Below are 15141 nucleotides of genomic sequence, written 5' to 3' on the forward strand. Positions count from 1 at the left end.
GTAAATATGGGAAAAGATAAAAGCGAAAAACTACTTTCAAGAATCTGCTACGGTTTTGCTGATATTTATGGCGGAGGTGCTTTTGTTGTTATCAGCACCTTTTTCACAGTATTTCTTACTAAGGCTTTGGGAATGCCACCAGCGCTGGTTGGCACTATTCCTTTGATAGGTAAGATATGGGATGCTGTCACTGATCCCATGATGGGCAATATTGCCGACAGAACTCAGTCCAAATTTGGAGCAAAGAGATTCTGGATCCTTGTAGGAAGTATTATTTCTGCCATCACTTTCATAGTGATGTGGGTTCCTTTTTTAGCTGGCGGAAGCATTGCAGGCCAGTATATTTTCTATGTACTTATGTACATGCTGTTCTCTACCGGATTTACGATCGTTATGGTTCCTTATAACGGTCTTTTACCGGATATGATCTCGGATTACACACTAAGATCCAAGTATTCCGGAACAAGAATGATATTCTCTTCTCTCGGTGCTATTATCGCCGGACTTGTACCAACTCTTATGATAAAAGACAATACTGATGCTTCTGAGTACCTCACAGTTGCGCTGATATTTGCTGTGATATTCCTTGTTGCCATTCTGGTAACCTTTGCAGGCACATGGGAGAGACAAAAGAAAATCCGAAAAGTCAGCTTTGCTGCCACATTTTCTCAGTCCTTTACTGTATTTAGAAGCAGATCCTTCAAACTCTTTGTTCTTATTTTCATTTTTGGACAGGCCGCAGCTGATTTTGTTACAGGTCTTGCTGTTTATTACATCGATGATGTTCTTAACGCTTACGGTGGTGGCAATTTCACAAAGCTCATGGGAGTTATCCTTATTTCCCAGTTTCTTGGCATGATCCTATTTGGACCTGTAATGTCCAAGACATCCAAGAAAGCTCCAATTCTGTTTGGTACACCTGTGAGAATGCTGGCGTCTTTTGCTATGCTCTTCTTCTCTTATGAAGGGGCCCCTTTCACCGTAATCCTTGCTCTTTCCTTTGTTATAGGTATCGCTATGGCCGGAACTTCGATCAGTATTTATGCTCTTTTAAACGATCTTGTTGAAGTCGATGAGCTTATTACATCTATAAACAGGCCGGGTATATGCTCGGGAATGGCCACCTTTACAAGAAAGATCGCTGCCGGTCTTTCATCAGCAGTCATCGGAGTTTTACTTGCCATGGTTGGTTATGATGAGAACCTTGCAAGTGCAGGAATGCGTCAGGCTGCTTCAACTCAGCGCGGCATAGCATATATCTATGTTTTTGCTCAGCTTCTTCTGCTTCTTATCACTCTTTTACTGGCGATCATATTCCCTGTTACCAAAAAAGAATATGAGATCATCTGCAAGGAAATAGAAAGAAGAAAAGGTGAAGATAATAGCATAGCTTCAGCTGAAGAAATAGCAGTTTGCGAAAAAGTTACAGGATATAAGTTTGACAAGCTTTGGAATGTTGAGAATGCGATCAGTACACGTACTGATGAAAAATTAGGAGGAAGTTTATAATGAAATACTTTTTAGACAGTGCAAAAATGGATGAAATCAGGGAGGCTTATAACACTTTTGGCATAGATGGCGTAACTACCAATCCAAGACACATTCAAGCTTCCGGAAAGCCCTTCCTTACAGCAATCACAGATATCGCAAACTGGATAAAGGAAGAAGGCCTTGAGGGTTATGAAAAATTCCCGGTTTCCGTTGAGATCAATCCGCACATTGATAATGCAGATGAAATGGTTTCAGAGGCAAAAAAGATCGCTGCAATCTGCAAAAATTTTGTAATCAAGATTCCTGCTACCGAAGAAGGTGTAACTGCCGCAAGAAGGCTTGAAAAGGAAGGTGTAAGAACTAATGTGACACTTATCTTCTCTCCTTCCCAGGCAATTCTTCCGGCTAAGAACGGCTCCTTATTCGTATCTCCTTTCATAGGCTGGAAGGAGCAAAACGGTGAAGACTGCAAACAGTACATCAAAGATATCGTCGATATTTTCAAAAACTATGGCTTCTATGGTAAGACGCAGATCATCTGTGCTGCTGTCCGCACTCCAAAGCAGTTCGTTGACTGCGCTGTAGCAGGTGCTGACATAGTTACAGCAGGTCTTGCTGTATATAAAGATTCCATGCACCATGCATTCACTCGTCAGGGAATAGAAACCTTCCAGGATGCCTGGGATAAAACTGCAGGAAACTAATGTGAAATTTCTTTTTCAAGGAGATGCAAAATGAAAATTGGATTTGTTGGTCTTGGCATAATGGGTGAATCCATGTGCGAGAATATTATTAAAAAGCATGATGACAAGGTATATGTATTTGATTATGTAAAAGAAAAAGTTGATAAACTTGCTGCTCTTGGCGCAGTTCCATGCAGCAGTTCCAAAGAAGTTGCTGAAAATGTCAGCGTTTTTATCACTATGGTTCCAAAATCAGAGCATTCAAAAGCCGTTTATGACGAAATTCTCCCTGTTCTGAAAAAGGGACAGACATGCATAGACATGTCAACCATCGATCCTTCCGTATCTGTGGAAATTTCAAAAATGGTAAAGGCGACGGGCGCTGAATTTGCCGATGCTCCGGTTGTAAAAAGTAAGCCCGCAGCCATCGCAGGAAAGCTTGGCATATACGTAGGCGGAAGTCAGGAAGTCTACGAAAGCATCCGCCCTATCCTCCTATATATGGGCGAAAACGTAATAAGAATGGGCGACAACGGCAAAGGGCTTGTAATGAAGATCTGTCACAATGCCCTTGTATCCCAGATTCAAAATGGTGTAAATGAGACCATGACTCTGGCAAAGAAAAACGGCATCGACATCCCTGCCTACGCAGAAGCAATCTCCTATGGCGGCGCCGGCAACTGGTATCTGGATTCCAAAAAAGAAGTCCTGGAAAAAGAAGATTTTACAACTGCTTTTTCCATTGAAAATGAACATAAAGACGTGCATATCTGCCTTAATCTTGCAAAAGAATGCGAATTTAGTATGCCCGGCGAAGAAAATGCAGCAAGAGTTTATGACAAGGCTCTTGAAATGGGACTTGGTAAAGAGGACTTTTCTGCAACAATTAAGGTGGTTCGCGGCGAATAAAAATGAATGAATTTCTTTTTTACCTTGTAATACTACTATCCAATATAATTCAGGGAATCACAGGCTTTGCAGGTACCATCCTTGCAATGCCTGCATCCCTTCGCCTTGTGGGCATGGGGACTGCTGTGCCGGTCCTGAACCTTTTGGGGCTTCTTTCCGGTATCTATGTCTTTATAGGTAACAGGGAATATATCAACAAAAAAGTTCTGAAAAAGGTTGTGCTGGTGATGGGTGTAACTGTGATAGCAGGTCTTTTTATAAAAAAACTATTGTTATCAAATACACGCCTTCTTTACTGGATTTTAGGCCTAATAGTTGTCACTATTGCTCTCTCGGGGCTTGTAAAGATTTTCAGAAAAGCTCCAGAAAAAAGCCTTAGCGAACCTGTTCTCAATCTGCTTTTATTAGCTGCCGGAATCGTGCATGGCATGTATGTTTGCGGAGGTCCACTTCTCATCGCATATATGACAAAAAAGGTCCCTGAAAAGAGCTCTTTTAGAGCAACTATATCAACCACCTGGATTTTCCTGAACGGAATCATTTTTTTAAGTCATATTTATAGTGGCTCTTTTACCCCTGATGTTGTCAGGTCCAGCTTTGTATCTGTTCCATTTTTGCTGGGAGGAATGTTTGCAGGATCAGTTCTTTATAAAAAAATGTCCCAGAGCTTTTTCGTAAAGCTGACCTATGTTTTACTACTCATCTCAGGTATATCACTGTTTTTTAAGTAATTTTCTAAGGAGAAATAACCATTATGAAAGAATTTCAAGTAGCATATATTCCGGTAGGAGTTCCTACTTTTCACCTTGAAAGCGCGGGGAAGCTTTTTGAAGAATCCGCTGATCTTTTAAGAGGTTTTTGCGACAATGTAAAAGTTCCTTCCGAGATGCTTCTTTCTATAGACAAATTGAAGGCATTTCTTGAAGAAATAGATCCGGACCTTATTGTTCTTCAGAATATAACCTTTGCTAATGCTGCCTACGCCTCAGAAGTCATGCATCATTTTAGCAGTGTCCCTCTTCTTTTGTGGACACTAAGAGAGCCCGTGATTGACGGAGGAAGGCTTCGCCTGAACTCGTTGACAGGGGCCTACTCCGCTGCAGGAGCCATCAAAGCCTTCAAAAAAGAGCCATTTGAGTACATCTTTGGTGCCCCATTTGAAAAAAAGGTGGAAGAAAAGATAAACGCAACCGTAAGAGCTGCCAAGCTTTTATTTGATATGAGAAATCTCAAGATCGCTGCAATCGGCCACACGCCTCAGGGATTTGGCTTCGGAAGAGCCTTAGACCTTGAACTTCTTGAAACCTTTGGCGTTCATCTTGAATCTATAGAGGCAAGAGAACTGATTGACAAGGCAAAAAGCTATTCCGATGAGGAATGCCTTCCATTTCTGGAAGATGCTAAAAAGCGCATGGTTGGCCTTGATAAGACTCCTGAAAAAAATGCCAAAGACTTTGCAAGACTCTACAAGGCTTACAAAGAATATGTGACTGATAATAAGATTGGAGCATTGGCATCCCGCTGCTGGCCTGATTTCTTCACAAGCTTTGGAACTCCTGTATGCGCTGTACTTGCTATGTTAAATGACCTGGGTGTTGCAAGCAGCTGCGAAGCAGACACCTATGGCGCTCTTTCCATGTACCTTGGAATGCAGCTTACGCAAAATGCTACTTTTTTTGGCGATCCTGTCTCCTTAGATGAAAAAGAAAATACAATCTCTTTTTGGCACTGCGGCACCGCAGCCTGCAGTCTGGCCAGAGAAGATACAGGCGCTGTTGTAGGTGAACACTGCAACAGACACATCGGTCCTACCCTTGAATTTGGCTGCAAGCCATCGGAGAAAGTAACAATCTTCAGGATTGGAAGAACTCCGGAAGGGGCTTTCAGATTCTTTTTAGCAACAGGAGAAGCTCTTGATAAACCAAAACAGTTTTTAGGGACTTCTCTTGTAGTAAAAACGGACTCCTTGGCAGAAAAAATAATATATTCTACAGTTGAAGGTGGATGGGAGCCTCATTACGTAGTAATATATGGAGATGTTGCAACAGAACTTGAAATACTGGCACATATGCTGAACATAAGCATTGAAAGGTACTAATGAGAAAAGTCGGAATAAATATGGAGCGGGTAAAAATAGAAAACCGCTCCCTGATACTTAAATGCATAAATAACAATGGCCCCATATCAAGGAAAGATATTGCCAGGATAACCGGCCTTACTGCTGCTTCTGTGACTCAGATCACAACAGGCCTTATATCCGAGGGCGCTCTAATTGAACTCGGCTCTATAAGCGAAAGCCAGGGAACAGCCGGCAGGAAAAAGGTTCTTTTGGATCTTAACCAGAACTATGGCTATGTACTGGCTATAAATATTGAGTCTGAGCTCACAACAGTTGCCATTTGTGATGTAAAGGGAAATATTCTGGATAATGGCGCTCTTATCAGCTCTTTTGACACAGATAAAAAAGCTGCCCCCGAAAAATTCCTTGAAGATGTCATTAAAAAAGCGGGCAGCCTTGTAGAGAAGCTCTCCGCCGGAAAGAGAGCTTTAATAAAATGCGTTAGTATCGGTATTCCAGGAATAGTAGATAAAAAGAGAGGTTCCTCTGTCCATGCCTATGGAATCTGGGAGCATGAGGTTGAGCTAAAATCTGTTTTTGAAAAAGCCTTTAATCTCCCGATTCTTGTAGAGAACAACGTTGATGCCCTTGCAACAGCAGAAATAATCTACGGCTACGGTAAAACCTTTGATTCTCTTTTGGTGATCAAGTGGGGGCCTGGAATTGGCAGCACGATAGTGATCGATAACAAGGTTTATGAAGGCCGTCACGGAAAAACAGCCGAGCTTGGCCATGTAATCGTAGAAAAAAACGGCAAAAAATGCAGCTGTGGAAAAAGAGGATGCCTTGAAACTCTTCTATCCGCCGAAGCTTTTTCAAAAATCGAAAGCAAAGAAAAACGAGACTATTCCATAGATCTTTTTGCAAGAAGTATAGTAAATACCTGCTCAATAATAGCCCCAAACAGGATAATCCTGTCGGGGCCACTATTTGCAGATAGTAAACTGCGCCAAAAGCTCATTTCCTATTGCAGTGAGTATGATCCGTCCTACAACGAAAACAGGATCCTATACACCTCACTTTCCGGAAAAGAAAACTACATCGGCCCAGTGGCTGTGTTTTTTAATGGCGTGATAAATTAAGGGAAGATAGGGTGACGCTTCTAATGACTTATTAAACATAAGGCACTTGAACTGTTACCTTACTTTGATAAGTTTAGATTGCGGCTGCGTACGCCACCATTGACTGAGCCTGAGGAAAACGCATTGGTCTGTGAGCCGACGGTGAGGATGATGGGAACAGTAGTTAGATTCATGCACCGTCGAATTCAGCATTTTAGCGTTTTCCTCAGAACCCGTCAATGGCAAGCACCTTCGGTGTGGCTTGGTTAAGGTGCCTCAGGATCCAATTCCTAGAACAGTAAGGGTGGCTGCATTCAAGGATATGTGTGACTATATGCCCGCGGCTCCCAATGAAGAGAGCGAAGATTCCATTTTGGAAATATAGCCTGATTTTTGAACTTACAACACCAGTCGACAAGGATTTTGACTTGTGGTTTTGGGCATATACAGCTTTTTTTAAGTTACCACACCATTATAAAGATGATTATATGTTTCAGTTCACTGATCCAATGGATGTGGTAATCCATTTTTTCTCGTATATGCCCATTTTCACTTCCTGAAAAATATACCGATGGATGTGTTAACTTAAAAATATAGCTATATACCCATTTCACTGTGATGAGATAGGATAAATACTACAATTCTCCCGCTTTTATCCTATGATTCATTAAATCTCTCATTTGCCAAGTATAAATCGCCATTCAATCTTTCCCACAAAAAGGCCGTCCTCATCAAAATTGCCATTTGTTTCCATTCGTTTTCAATTCCTCCATATTCAATTCATTCCATAAGTCGTGAAGAATATTGGTTTGGGCATATAGCGCTTTGGAGAGCTTCCAGCCACCTCTTATTTCTTATAATTTGTCCTTATAGCACTTTTTTGCGATGCCAGCCACCCTCATTAAAGTTCAAATGGGCATATAGGCCGATTTCAAGCCTTTGGCCACCCGTTAGAAGGGTGGCTGTGGACGGATAATTACCGTATATGCCCAGTCGCCTGCGATAAAAGCCTTGGTGAGGGGTGGCTGCAAGCCTGAAATCAGGCTATATGCCCAAAACCGATTTTATTACGGGTGGCCGAGGTATTGAAAACGAGCTATATGCCCAAAGACAATGCTTTCGGCTCTTTAAACTTACCTATAGAGTAGACACATACAAACTTCCTTTAGCCCCACTTTCGTATGCAGTATGCTGCATACGAAAACTGGCGCGCCAGCGTTTTCTTGAAAGTAGCCACCCCTACTGTTCTCGGAATTGGAACCAGAGGCCCTTATACCAAGCCACACCGAAGGTGCTTGCCATTGACGGGTTCTGAGGAAAACGCTACAATGCTGGTTCCGACGGTGCATGAATCTATCTACTGTTCCCATCATCCTCACCGTCGGCTCGCAGACCAAGGCGTTTTCCTCAGGTTCAGTCAATGGTGGCGTACGGAGCCAAGCATTTACCAATTTCTTAAGCTTTTACATAGAATAACAGGGACGGTTCTAATGACTTGCTTTTAATAAGTCATTAGAACCGCCCCCGGTGTCTTCTAACTCACTTACGCATATACAAAGAAAGAGCATTTAGGCAAGAAAAAAATCCCTTGCTTAAATGCTCTCAAAAAATACATTACTCGTAACTGTATTCAGATAAACTTTCGACAATAACCGGATCATCGGCATTTATAATCTGATAATTATCTATATATACCTTCACTACGCAGTAGTATGAAGGATCGGTGGCCATAGTCATTCTGTCAAAGCCAGCCGTAATAGCATATCCCTCACCTTCATCAAAAGTGTTATTTGGTACTATGCAGCTATGATAACTATTTACATAGCTGTCTTCAGAAGAAAGAGACACCCCATAGCTGTCAAAATCCTGGTATTTCCATTCGAGATCATCGCTTATGTCTATATCAGTAAAAAGAGCTCCCTCTTTAACCTGGCACTCGATAACAGATGTTCCGGCTTCTTCAACCTGCTCATCATCTCCGGTATTACCGGTAAACTGCATTATAATAAATGCAATAAGTCCAAAAACAAGCATTCCGGCGAACATAAAGCCATAGAGCTTAAAAAATGCAATGGTATTCTTGCTGTGTAGCTCAGAATCTATCTTTCTCTGTTCTGATCTTACCTTTCTGGACTCACTCATCTGAGTGCCTGCAAAATCAAGAACTTCCTTAACAGCTCCGGTAACATCGATATTTACATTATCAGCGTGCTCGATAGTTGCATATTTCACATTGTAATTGTTTATGGCCTTTTCAATCACAAAAGAAGTCCCGCAAAAAGGGCACTTTGCTTCCTCTTTCGTCTTATCAACCTCAACTGTTCCGCCACATTGTGTGCAAATAGCAGGAACCATTTTTACGTTATTATCCATAATTTTCCCCCTCAGCTATTATAGACTTAACACTATTATGTACTGGATGAATCACAATACTTTATACGAAAGATTTGATAATCGGGCACTATTTTCTATCACTTTGCGGCTTCGTAGATCTTTTTAACATCGTTTGCATCAAGTGGCCTTATTCTTGAAAGCTTAACTGTCCCCTGCATGGTTGCGTCAAGGGATAAAGCCTCCAGATCTGCATCGGAAGGATCTATTCCAAGGTCCTTCAAACTTACAGGCATTCCAATGCTCTTAAAGAAATCTACTGTTTTTTCTATGCCTAAAAGAGCTGTCTTTTCCTCGTCACTTTCACAGATTCCCCAAACCTTTTCGGCAAATCTTGCAAAACGAGGCACCGCACCCTTATACAGTTCTTTTGCCCAGGAACCCCAGACTGCTGAAAGGGAATCACCGTGTGTCACATCATAGCGGGCAGAAAGAGCATGTCCCAGCTTATGAACAGAAAAATCCTTTCCTCTTCCGCATTCCGTAAGATTGTTATGAGAAAGGCTTGATGCCCAGAAAACTTCACACATAGCATTATAGTCAGACGGATCTTCCACTATTTTTTTGCCATTCTTAATAACTGTGCGTAGAAGTCCCTCAGCGATCTCGTCTGTCATATCACACTGAACATCCGGAATAAAGTATCTCTCCATTGTGTGCATCATTATATCTGTTACGCCGGCTGAGAGCTGGTGTTTGGGGAGAGTCATTCCAAGGGCAGGATTTACGATTGCAAACCTGCATCTGTTGAAATCAGTGTTGATGCCCGCTTTCTTCCCCAGCTCTTCATTGGTCAAAACTGCAGAATCGCTCATTTCGCTGCCTGCAGCTGCAATTGTAAGGACAGCGCCCACCGGAAGAGATTTGGTAAGTGGAACCTTCCTTGTCCATAATGACCACAGATCCTGATCGCTATTGGCAGTTCCATGTGCAATTGCCTTTGCCGTATCTATGGCACTTCCGCCGCCTACGCCGATTATCATGTCAGCGCCAAAAGATAATGCCTCTTTTATGCCATCTTCTGCATGTGCCAATGTAGGATTGGGCTTAGCGCCTCCAAATTCTTTATATTCAACGCCGGCATCGGCCAAAGACTTTTCTACTTTGCCAAGAAGTCCGCTCTTTATAACGCTTCCCTTGCCATATACAAGAAGTGCTTTCTTTCCATATTTACATGCAGTTTCACCGGTCTGGTTTTCTACATCTTTTCCAAAAATCACCTCGGTTGGTGCGTAAAACTTGAAATTTTCCATATATTTCTCCTATTCGTGATACATCTGCTGACATTCTTTCTCGCCTTGATTATTCTCTCATATACTTAAACACTTTCAGTGATTCAAGCGGATTTCCTTCAAAATCAAACATGGCCTGATTATCCCATGAACAGCCGCCATAGTATTTTCCGGCATCTTCAGGATCATAGTCTGAAGCAAAACTGCTGGCCCAGCCACTACCATATTTTTCCCAGATTGACGAATTGTCTGAAGAAGCAGGACCTACCGGAATCCAAGTGCCTTCCCAGTAGAATATTCCTTCGGCTCCAGCTTCATTTACATGCTTACAGATATCGTACAAAATAGATGCTTGTCCATCAACAGATACTTCATAGCCCTCTACTGCATCATTTGAACTAAAACTATTTCCAGATCCATCTCCATCTTCATTTGTATAAGCATATGATGTTTCAGCCAAAAAAGCCTTCTTTCCATATCTCTCCTGTATCAATTCCAGAACACGGCTCATATTTTCCATGCTTCCATCCCAGAATGGATAATAAGACATTCCAATCATGTCAAAATCAAGGTCATTATCAACAAGCTTGGACACAAGATCAAGGACATCTGCTTTATCTGTTATTCTCGTGTAGTGGACGACTATGCTCATGTCATTATCATATTCTTTAGAAACTTCCCTGACCGCCTTACTTCCGGATTTAAGAAGAGTAATGACATTTTCCAGTTTGGTTTCTCCGGACATTCCATAATTTATCTCATTTCCAACTTGAACCATTCCTACATCGACACCAGCATCAAGCATCTGACTTAAGGATTCTTTAGTAAAGTCATAGAGTGCCTCGCTTTTTTCCTCAAGTTCCATGCCCTCCCACGCTTTAGGAGCATGCTGCCTTTTGGGATCTGCCCAGAAATCTGAATAGTGGAAATCAATGCAAACCTTCATTCCGTATTTGGTAGCTCTTTTTCCAAGTTCAATGGCTGTAGGAACATCATTGTTACCTCCCCCGTAGCCATTACCGTCTGAATCATATGGATCATTCCACACGCGCAAACGAATATAATTTATCCCCGCTTCCGACAAAGTCTTGAATACATCCTGCTCCTGACCGTCAAATCCGTAGTATTTCACACCACTGTTTTCCTCTACAAGAACAGAAGATGCATCCATTCCTAATATAAAATCTTCTGGAAGATCTTTGATTGCCGTTTTCCAGTCTGTTTCAGACTCAGTGTTTTCAGAAGTATCGATAGAAGAATTCTCTTCTTCACTACTTAGAATTTGTGCCGATTCTTCTAATGTGCTGCTCTGTTTACCGGTTGGCTCACCGGCATTAGAACAACCCACCATCAACAACGCCACGCTAATAACGCAGCTCAATACTTTTCCCATCTTTCCTTTTTTCATTTTTTCCCCCTAAAATGTAGTCATTTTCAATCAACAGTATTAATTATATACATTTTTAGGGTGATTTTCTCATCAAAATGGCAATACAAAAAAATAAGAGGAGAAATGTCTCCTCTTATTTTTGATCACCTGTGAAAAGAACAAGTAATGTATCTTCTATTTCTTAATTTAATCATCATTAGGATTTTAAACAATGTATTCATCTTCTATCCTCCTCAATTGTTTGATGATTAATTATACGAATGAATATACAGTTTGGCAGTTTTAGTTATGATTATTTATTTGACCTACTACTTCCTCATAATCCGGAATTGATGAAGATGCCCCTACTCTTGATACTGCAATTGAAGCAGCCATAGCAGCCTGTTCCATTGCGTCATTTTGACTTAAACCAGCTGCTATACCTGCGAGGAAATAACCAGTAAAGGTATCGCCTGCAGCCGTGGTATCAACAACCTTGCACTCAAAGCAAGGCTGAAAATAAGTGACGTTTTTATCCTGATAAAAAGCTCCATTACTCCCTAGCGTAAGGATTATTGCTGTGTCAGGATATTTTTGAGATAATTCCTTCAGAATTTTGTCCTTATCCTGTTCTCCCGTCAGCGCATTTCCTTCTACCTCGTTGAGAATCAGCCATGTCACTGATGACAGGTCAAGATTTCGCAACTCATCATTCATAGGTGAAGGATTGAGCATTATTTTCATGCCCTTTTGTTTTGCTAGAGTCATAAGGTAATCAATGTCGTTTATTTCATTTTGAAGTACGAGAACATCTCCCTCAGAAAAATCATCAATCACTTTATACATCTGATCTTTTGAATTTTCAAAATTGCTTCCTTTGAATAGGATGATCGCGTTTTCACCTTTTTTATCTACCTGAATATTTGCGTGCCCTGTTGGAGAATCCGAGACTTCAATGTATCTGCAATCTACTCCGCTTTTTTCCAATGCTTCTTTTAAAAAAAGGCCATCCTCTCCTATAGTTCCTGCATGGTAAACATCAGCTCCTGCCCTGGCAAGCGCAATTGACTGATTCAGACCTTTTCCACCCGGGAAAATATCCATCTTAGTTGAAGAAATGGTCTCACCCGGTGTGACAAAATGCTCTACCTGGTAAACTCTATCAATGTTTAATGAGCCATAGTTTAATATTTTTTTTATCATGGTTCCCTCCATGTCATAATCCTCTGCTAAAACTATTAAATATAATCATAAACTTACGTTTTAATGTTTTCAATATTTTAAACTTTTGCAAGTTGTTGGCTCCCCTATTTGTGGTATACTCAATCAGGAAAAAGCATTCTTTTCAAATACAGGAGGAAAATGATGTATTACGTACCCGAGGGAACTACACTTGCTGGATTCTATGAATGCAGCGAATGTGCTAATAGATTCTTATCAACAAAGATTGGCCCAAGTATCGTTTGCCCATACTGTGGCAAGGAGCCTGACATGGAAATAGGTCCTGATGAGGAAATGCCGGTTGTAAAAGAAACAGCCAAGCTTTTGCAGGTTGTTGAGGGAAAAGAAGAAGTTGAACGCATGGATGCACTTCTATCCTTAGCTGTAACCGGCGGAGATTATGATTGGATCTGATACATTAGATCTTTTACAGGATTGAAAATGTTGGGAATGTGGGGAAGCAAGCAGTGAAATTAAATGAAATAAAATGCCCAAATTGTATGGGTTCTGACGTAGAAGCTGCAGGAGAAGGACTGATGAAATGCCGCTACTGTCAGACAACCTTTGCGATTGATTATGATGAAGAAGATGCTGCAATGGACAAAAGCCGCATCGAACTCCAGATGCAAAGAGAAAAGTTCGAGCATCAGGATAAAATAAGAAAAGATGCGAAAAAATCCAGGCTCATAGCCTGTTTTACTCTTCTGATCGTCATCTTTGTTATCGTTGCTGCCTATATTATCAATTCCAAAGAGGAGCAGAAAAATCAGGAAGATTCGGCTTCTTTTGAGGAAAGTAAAGCTGCATCAATAACCTATGTGTCCGATTTTTCAGAAATACCGGATGCTCAATTTGATGAAATGCAAAATCTTGCCATGGACGCTGCTCAAAAAGGAATCGACATCAATACAATAAGTGGATTGACTGCAGACACCCCTGAGTTATGCGCCAGCTATCTTCTTACAGCTAAAGAAGGAAACGGAAACCGCCTGGTCTTTGTGTATAAAGACACCTGGCACAAGAACTCTGATTCAATCGAAACCTATGTATTCTACTATATTAAGAATCTTCAGCTACTTTCTGACGGAACCGTTAAGTATAACGTGTACGTCCAAAATGAAAATAGCAGTTTTATATGGAATAATAATTTCATTGATGGAGAAAAGAGCTTTGATCTATGCTATACCAAAGCAATCTCTTCAAACGCTGATTTTAATGTGAAAGAAAAGTAGAACGTTGCCATTATAATCTATCAAGTCGTGCGTACTCTCTAAGAAGTGCTTTCTTCTCAAAAGAAGTATAGCCTTTAGCATTTATATCACGAATTGAATACAGGAAAGAATAATGCTCATCGAGAGCCTTATTAACTGTCTCGTAGAGCTCTGATGATTCCTTTAGTGCGTCCATCTGTTCATTATATTTTGCTTTATTGCTCACATAGATAGCGCTGTTTATGGCTTTTCCTACAGTTCCGATGCCTGGAATCTTGTTTTCGGTTGTTCTCTTACTGTTAAGGCTAAAGGTATACACCTTTCCATCCCTGGCAGCCAGGAAACCATGCTTGCAAAGACTGCTCATATAACTTCCGCCTGCAAAAAAAGCTAATCCCACAAAGAATAATACGGTAGCAACGATGATCATAACAATGCCAAGAGCAGAAAGAGCACCCTTACTGGTTGTAAAGAGACTGATGTTAAGAATCATATAAAGCGTTGGTAAAACAGCCATTGCAGCTCCCGCTATCATCTCAATGTATGCTATAGGCATCACTCTGTCGAACAATAAAACTTTTAAATTACTTTTCATAAATTCCTCCCGATTTCTCATAACAAAAAAATATAGAGGCCTTGGCCTCTATATCTCAAACTACTCTTTCTTCTCTGATTTTTCAATCATATTCTTTCAATATTTTTCTCATACATCTCTTTAGGCAGCACTGCCTTATAAGTCAAAAGAACCGTCACTGTGTCTTAATTCGTTTTGAGGAAATGCCTTATATCTGACCTGTTACTCATTTGGGTTTTTTCCAGAATGCCGGATACTACGCGCTTTATATAGCCATAGGAATAATTGGTCTTTTCTGCTATCTCATGATTGGAAAAACCGCCTGCTATGTACTCTGCAACTGTTAGCTCAAGAGGGGTAAGTATTCCTGCAAGCTCCTTAACTCTCTTTGTTTCAATGTCCTTTCCTTTAAGCGGCGATGTGATCCTGTTCTTTATCCTTGCAAGAAACACGCTCTTAACAAAAGGCTTGGTAATGTAGTCTGCAGCGCCATATTCAAAGCCCTTTATCTCGAAATCCGGATCGTCCATGGAAGTAAGGAAGATAATAGGAACGCCATTTCCATTGTCAAGCTCTCTGATTGCCCTGAAGGTGTCATACCCATCCATATCAGGCATGTCCACATCCAAAAGCACAAGCTGATACTGTATGCCTTTTTTGATGTACTCAAGTGCCTGTTTCCCCGACTTGGCAAGGCTTACGCTATATCCGGTATTAATCAATATGTCTTCTACGGTATTGAGCATATTGATATCGTCATCAACACAGAGAATCCGGTAACCTTCCATCCATTCCTCCGTACTTTTTTCCATATTTTCGTGATCAAATCCCTCTACTGATTCCATCATAACAATTATTTCCCAATAAAAAAGTATCTTTT

At 41.0% G+C, this 15141-nt stretch carries 14 protein-coding genes; 8 read left to right on the forward strand and 6 right to left on the reverse strand.

Features of this window, described 5'->3' with window-relative positions; translation table 11 throughout:
* The first annotated feature begins 6 nt into the window (after nt 1-6).
* The 6 genes from C4S54_RS06835 to C4S54_RS06860 are packed head-to-tail and all read left to right on the forward strand — an operon-like array spanning nt 7 to nt 6284.
* Complete coding sequence (locus C4S54_RS06835) at nt 7-1509, forward strand: MFS transporter (protein WP_103868852.1); 1503 nt, start codon at nt 7-9, stop codon at nt 1507-1509.
* Nucleotides 1509-2195, forward strand: a complete 687-nt coding sequence (locus tag C4S54_RS06840) for a transaldolase family protein (protein WP_103868853.1) — start codon at nt 1509-1511, stop codon at nt 2193-2195. Before C4S54_RS06835 ends, C4S54_RS06840 begins: the two co-directional genes overlap by 1 nt.
* Nucleotides 2196-2225: 30 nt before the next feature.
* Nucleotides 2226-3083, forward strand: coding sequence for an NAD(P)-dependent oxidoreductase (locus tag C4S54_RS06845; RefSeq protein WP_103868854.1), 858 nt, complete (start codon nt 2226-2228; stop codon nt 3081-3083).
* A gap of 2 nt (nt 3084-3085) precedes the next feature.
* Entirely contained in the window at nt 3086-3814 is a 729-nt protein-coding gene (locus tag C4S54_RS06850) for a sulfite exporter TauE/SafE family protein (protein WP_103868855.1), read from the forward strand.
* A gap of 23 nt (nt 3815-3837) precedes the next feature.
* Nucleotides 3838-5181, forward strand: a complete 1344-nt coding sequence (locus tag C4S54_RS06855) for a fucose isomerase (protein WP_103868856.1) — start codon at nt 3838-3840, stop codon at nt 5179-5181.
* Complete coding sequence (locus C4S54_RS06860; protein WP_103868857.1) at nt 5181-6284, forward strand: ROK family transcriptional regulator; 1104 nt, start codon at nt 5181-5183, stop codon at nt 6282-6284. The genes C4S54_RS06855 and C4S54_RS06860 overlap by 1 nt, the downstream gene beginning before the upstream one ends.
* Before the next feature lie 1593 nt (nt 6285-7877).
* Here the strand turns inward: C4S54_RS06860 and C4S54_RS06865 are convergent.
* The 4 genes from C4S54_RS06865 to C4S54_RS06880 form a co-directional block, all read right to left on the reverse strand.
* Nucleotides 7878-8636, reverse strand: a complete 759-nt coding sequence (locus C4S54_RS06865) for a hypothetical protein (RefSeq protein WP_103868858.1) — start codon at nt 8634-8636, stop codon at nt 7878-7880.
* 98 nt (nt 8637-8734) lie between these two features.
* Nucleotides 8735-9907 carry an iron-containing alcohol dehydrogenase gene (locus C4S54_RS06870; RefSeq protein ID WP_103868859.1) on the reverse strand — a complete coding sequence of 391 codons (1173 nt, stop codon included), beginning with the start codon at nt 9905-9907 and terminating at the stop codon, nt 8735-8737.
* Between the two features lie 49 nt (nt 9908-9956).
* The gene (locus C4S54_RS06875) at nt 9957-11294 is read right to left on the reverse strand and encodes a glycoside hydrolase family 53 protein (RefSeq protein WP_103868860.1); all 1338 of its coding nucleotides are present in this window, start codon (nt 11292-11294) and stop codon (nt 9957-9959) included.
* 264 nt (nt 11295-11558) lie between these two features.
* A complete protein-coding gene (locus tag C4S54_RS06880) occupies nt 11559-12458 on the reverse strand; it encodes a ribokinase (RefSeq protein ID WP_103868861.1) in 900 nt (299 codons plus the stop codon).
* Nucleotides 12459-12620: 162 nt separating this feature from the next.
* Between C4S54_RS06880 and C4S54_RS06885 the strand changes: the two genes are divergently transcribed.
* Together C4S54_RS06885 and C4S54_RS06890 are read left to right on the forward strand one after the other, a co-directional pair.
* Complete coding sequence (locus tag C4S54_RS06885; protein ID WP_103868862.1) at nt 12621-12890, forward strand: hypothetical protein; 270 nt, start codon at nt 12621-12623, stop codon at nt 12888-12890.
* A gap of 53 nt (nt 12891-12943) precedes the next feature.
* On the forward strand, nt 12944-13708 hold the full coding sequence (locus tag C4S54_RS06890; RefSeq protein WP_146059968.1) for a hypothetical protein: 765 nt from the start codon (nt 12944-12946) through the stop codon (nt 13706-13708).
* Nucleotides 13709-13718: 10 nt separating this feature from the next.
* On the opposite strand, the gene C4S54_RS06895 is transcribed toward C4S54_RS06890, so the two are convergent.
* Together C4S54_RS06895 and C4S54_RS06900 are read right to left on the reverse strand one after the other, a co-directional pair.
* Entirely contained in the window at nt 13719-14282 is a 564-nt protein-coding gene (locus tag C4S54_RS06895; protein WP_103868864.1) for a hypothetical protein, read from the reverse strand.
* Between the two features lie 164 nt (nt 14283-14446).
* A complete protein-coding gene (locus C4S54_RS06900) occupies nt 14447-15109 on the reverse strand; it encodes a response regulator (RefSeq protein ID WP_103868865.1) in 663 nt (220 codons plus the stop codon).
* Between the last annotated feature and the right edge of the window lie 32 nt (nt 15110-15141).

The sequence above is a fragment of the Butyrivibrio sp. Su6 genome, from assembly GCF_900108105.1.
Lineage (GTDB): Bacteria > Bacillota > Clostridia > Lachnospirales > Lachnospiraceae > Butyrivibrio.

What these genes read in the sequence shown, in the direction of transcription:
- C4S54_RS06835 (WP_103868852.1), top strand. Translation starts at nt 7, where the DNA reads ATGGGAAAAGATAAAAGCGAAAAACTACTTTCAAGAATCTGCTACGGT.
- C4S54_RS06840 (WP_103868853.1), top strand. Translation starts at nt 1,509, where the DNA reads ATGAAATACTTTTTAGACAGTGCAAAAATGGATGAAATCAGGGAGGCT.
- C4S54_RS06845 (WP_103868854.1), top strand. Translation starts at nt 2,226, where the DNA reads ATGAAAATTGGATTTGTTGGTCTTGGCATAATGGGTGAATCCATGTGC.
- C4S54_RS06850 (WP_103868855.1), top strand. Translation starts at nt 3,086, where the DNA reads ATGAATGAATTTCTTTTTTACCTTGTAATACTACTATCCAATATAATT.
- C4S54_RS06855 (WP_103868856.1), top strand. Translation starts at nt 3,838, where the DNA reads ATGAAAGAATTTCAAGTAGCATATATTCCGGTAGGAGTTCCTACTTTT.
- C4S54_RS06860 (WP_103868857.1), top strand. Translation starts at nt 5,181, where the DNA reads ATGAGAAAAGTCGGAATAAATATGGAGCGGGTAAAAATAGAAAACCGC.
- C4S54_RS06865 (WP_103868858.1), bottom strand. Translation starts at nt 8,636, where the DNA reads ATGGATAATAACGTAAAAATGGTTCCTGCTATTTGCACACAATGTGGC.
- C4S54_RS06870 (WP_103868859.1), bottom strand. Translation starts at nt 9,907, where the DNA reads ATGGAAAATTTCAAGTTTTACGCACCAACCGAGGTGATTTTTGGAAAA.
- C4S54_RS06875 (WP_103868860.1), bottom strand. Translation starts at nt 11,294, where the DNA reads ATGAAAAAAGGAAAGATGGGAAAAGTATTGAGCTGCGTTATTAGCGTG.
- C4S54_RS06880 (WP_103868861.1), bottom strand. Translation starts at nt 12,458, where the DNA reads ATGATAAAAAAAATATTAAACTATGGCTCATTAAACATTGATAGAGTT.
- C4S54_RS06885 (WP_103868862.1), top strand. Translation starts at nt 12,621, where the DNA reads ATGTATTACGTACCCGAGGGAACTACACTTGCTGGATTCTATGAATGC.
- C4S54_RS06895 (WP_103868864.1), bottom strand. Translation starts at nt 14,282, where the DNA reads ATGAAAAGTAATTTAAAAGTTTTATTGTTCGACAGAGTGATGCCTATA.
- C4S54_RS06900 (WP_103868865.1), bottom strand. Translation starts at nt 15,109, where the DNA reads ATGATGGAATCAGTAGAGGGATTTGATCACGAAAATATGGAAAAAAGT.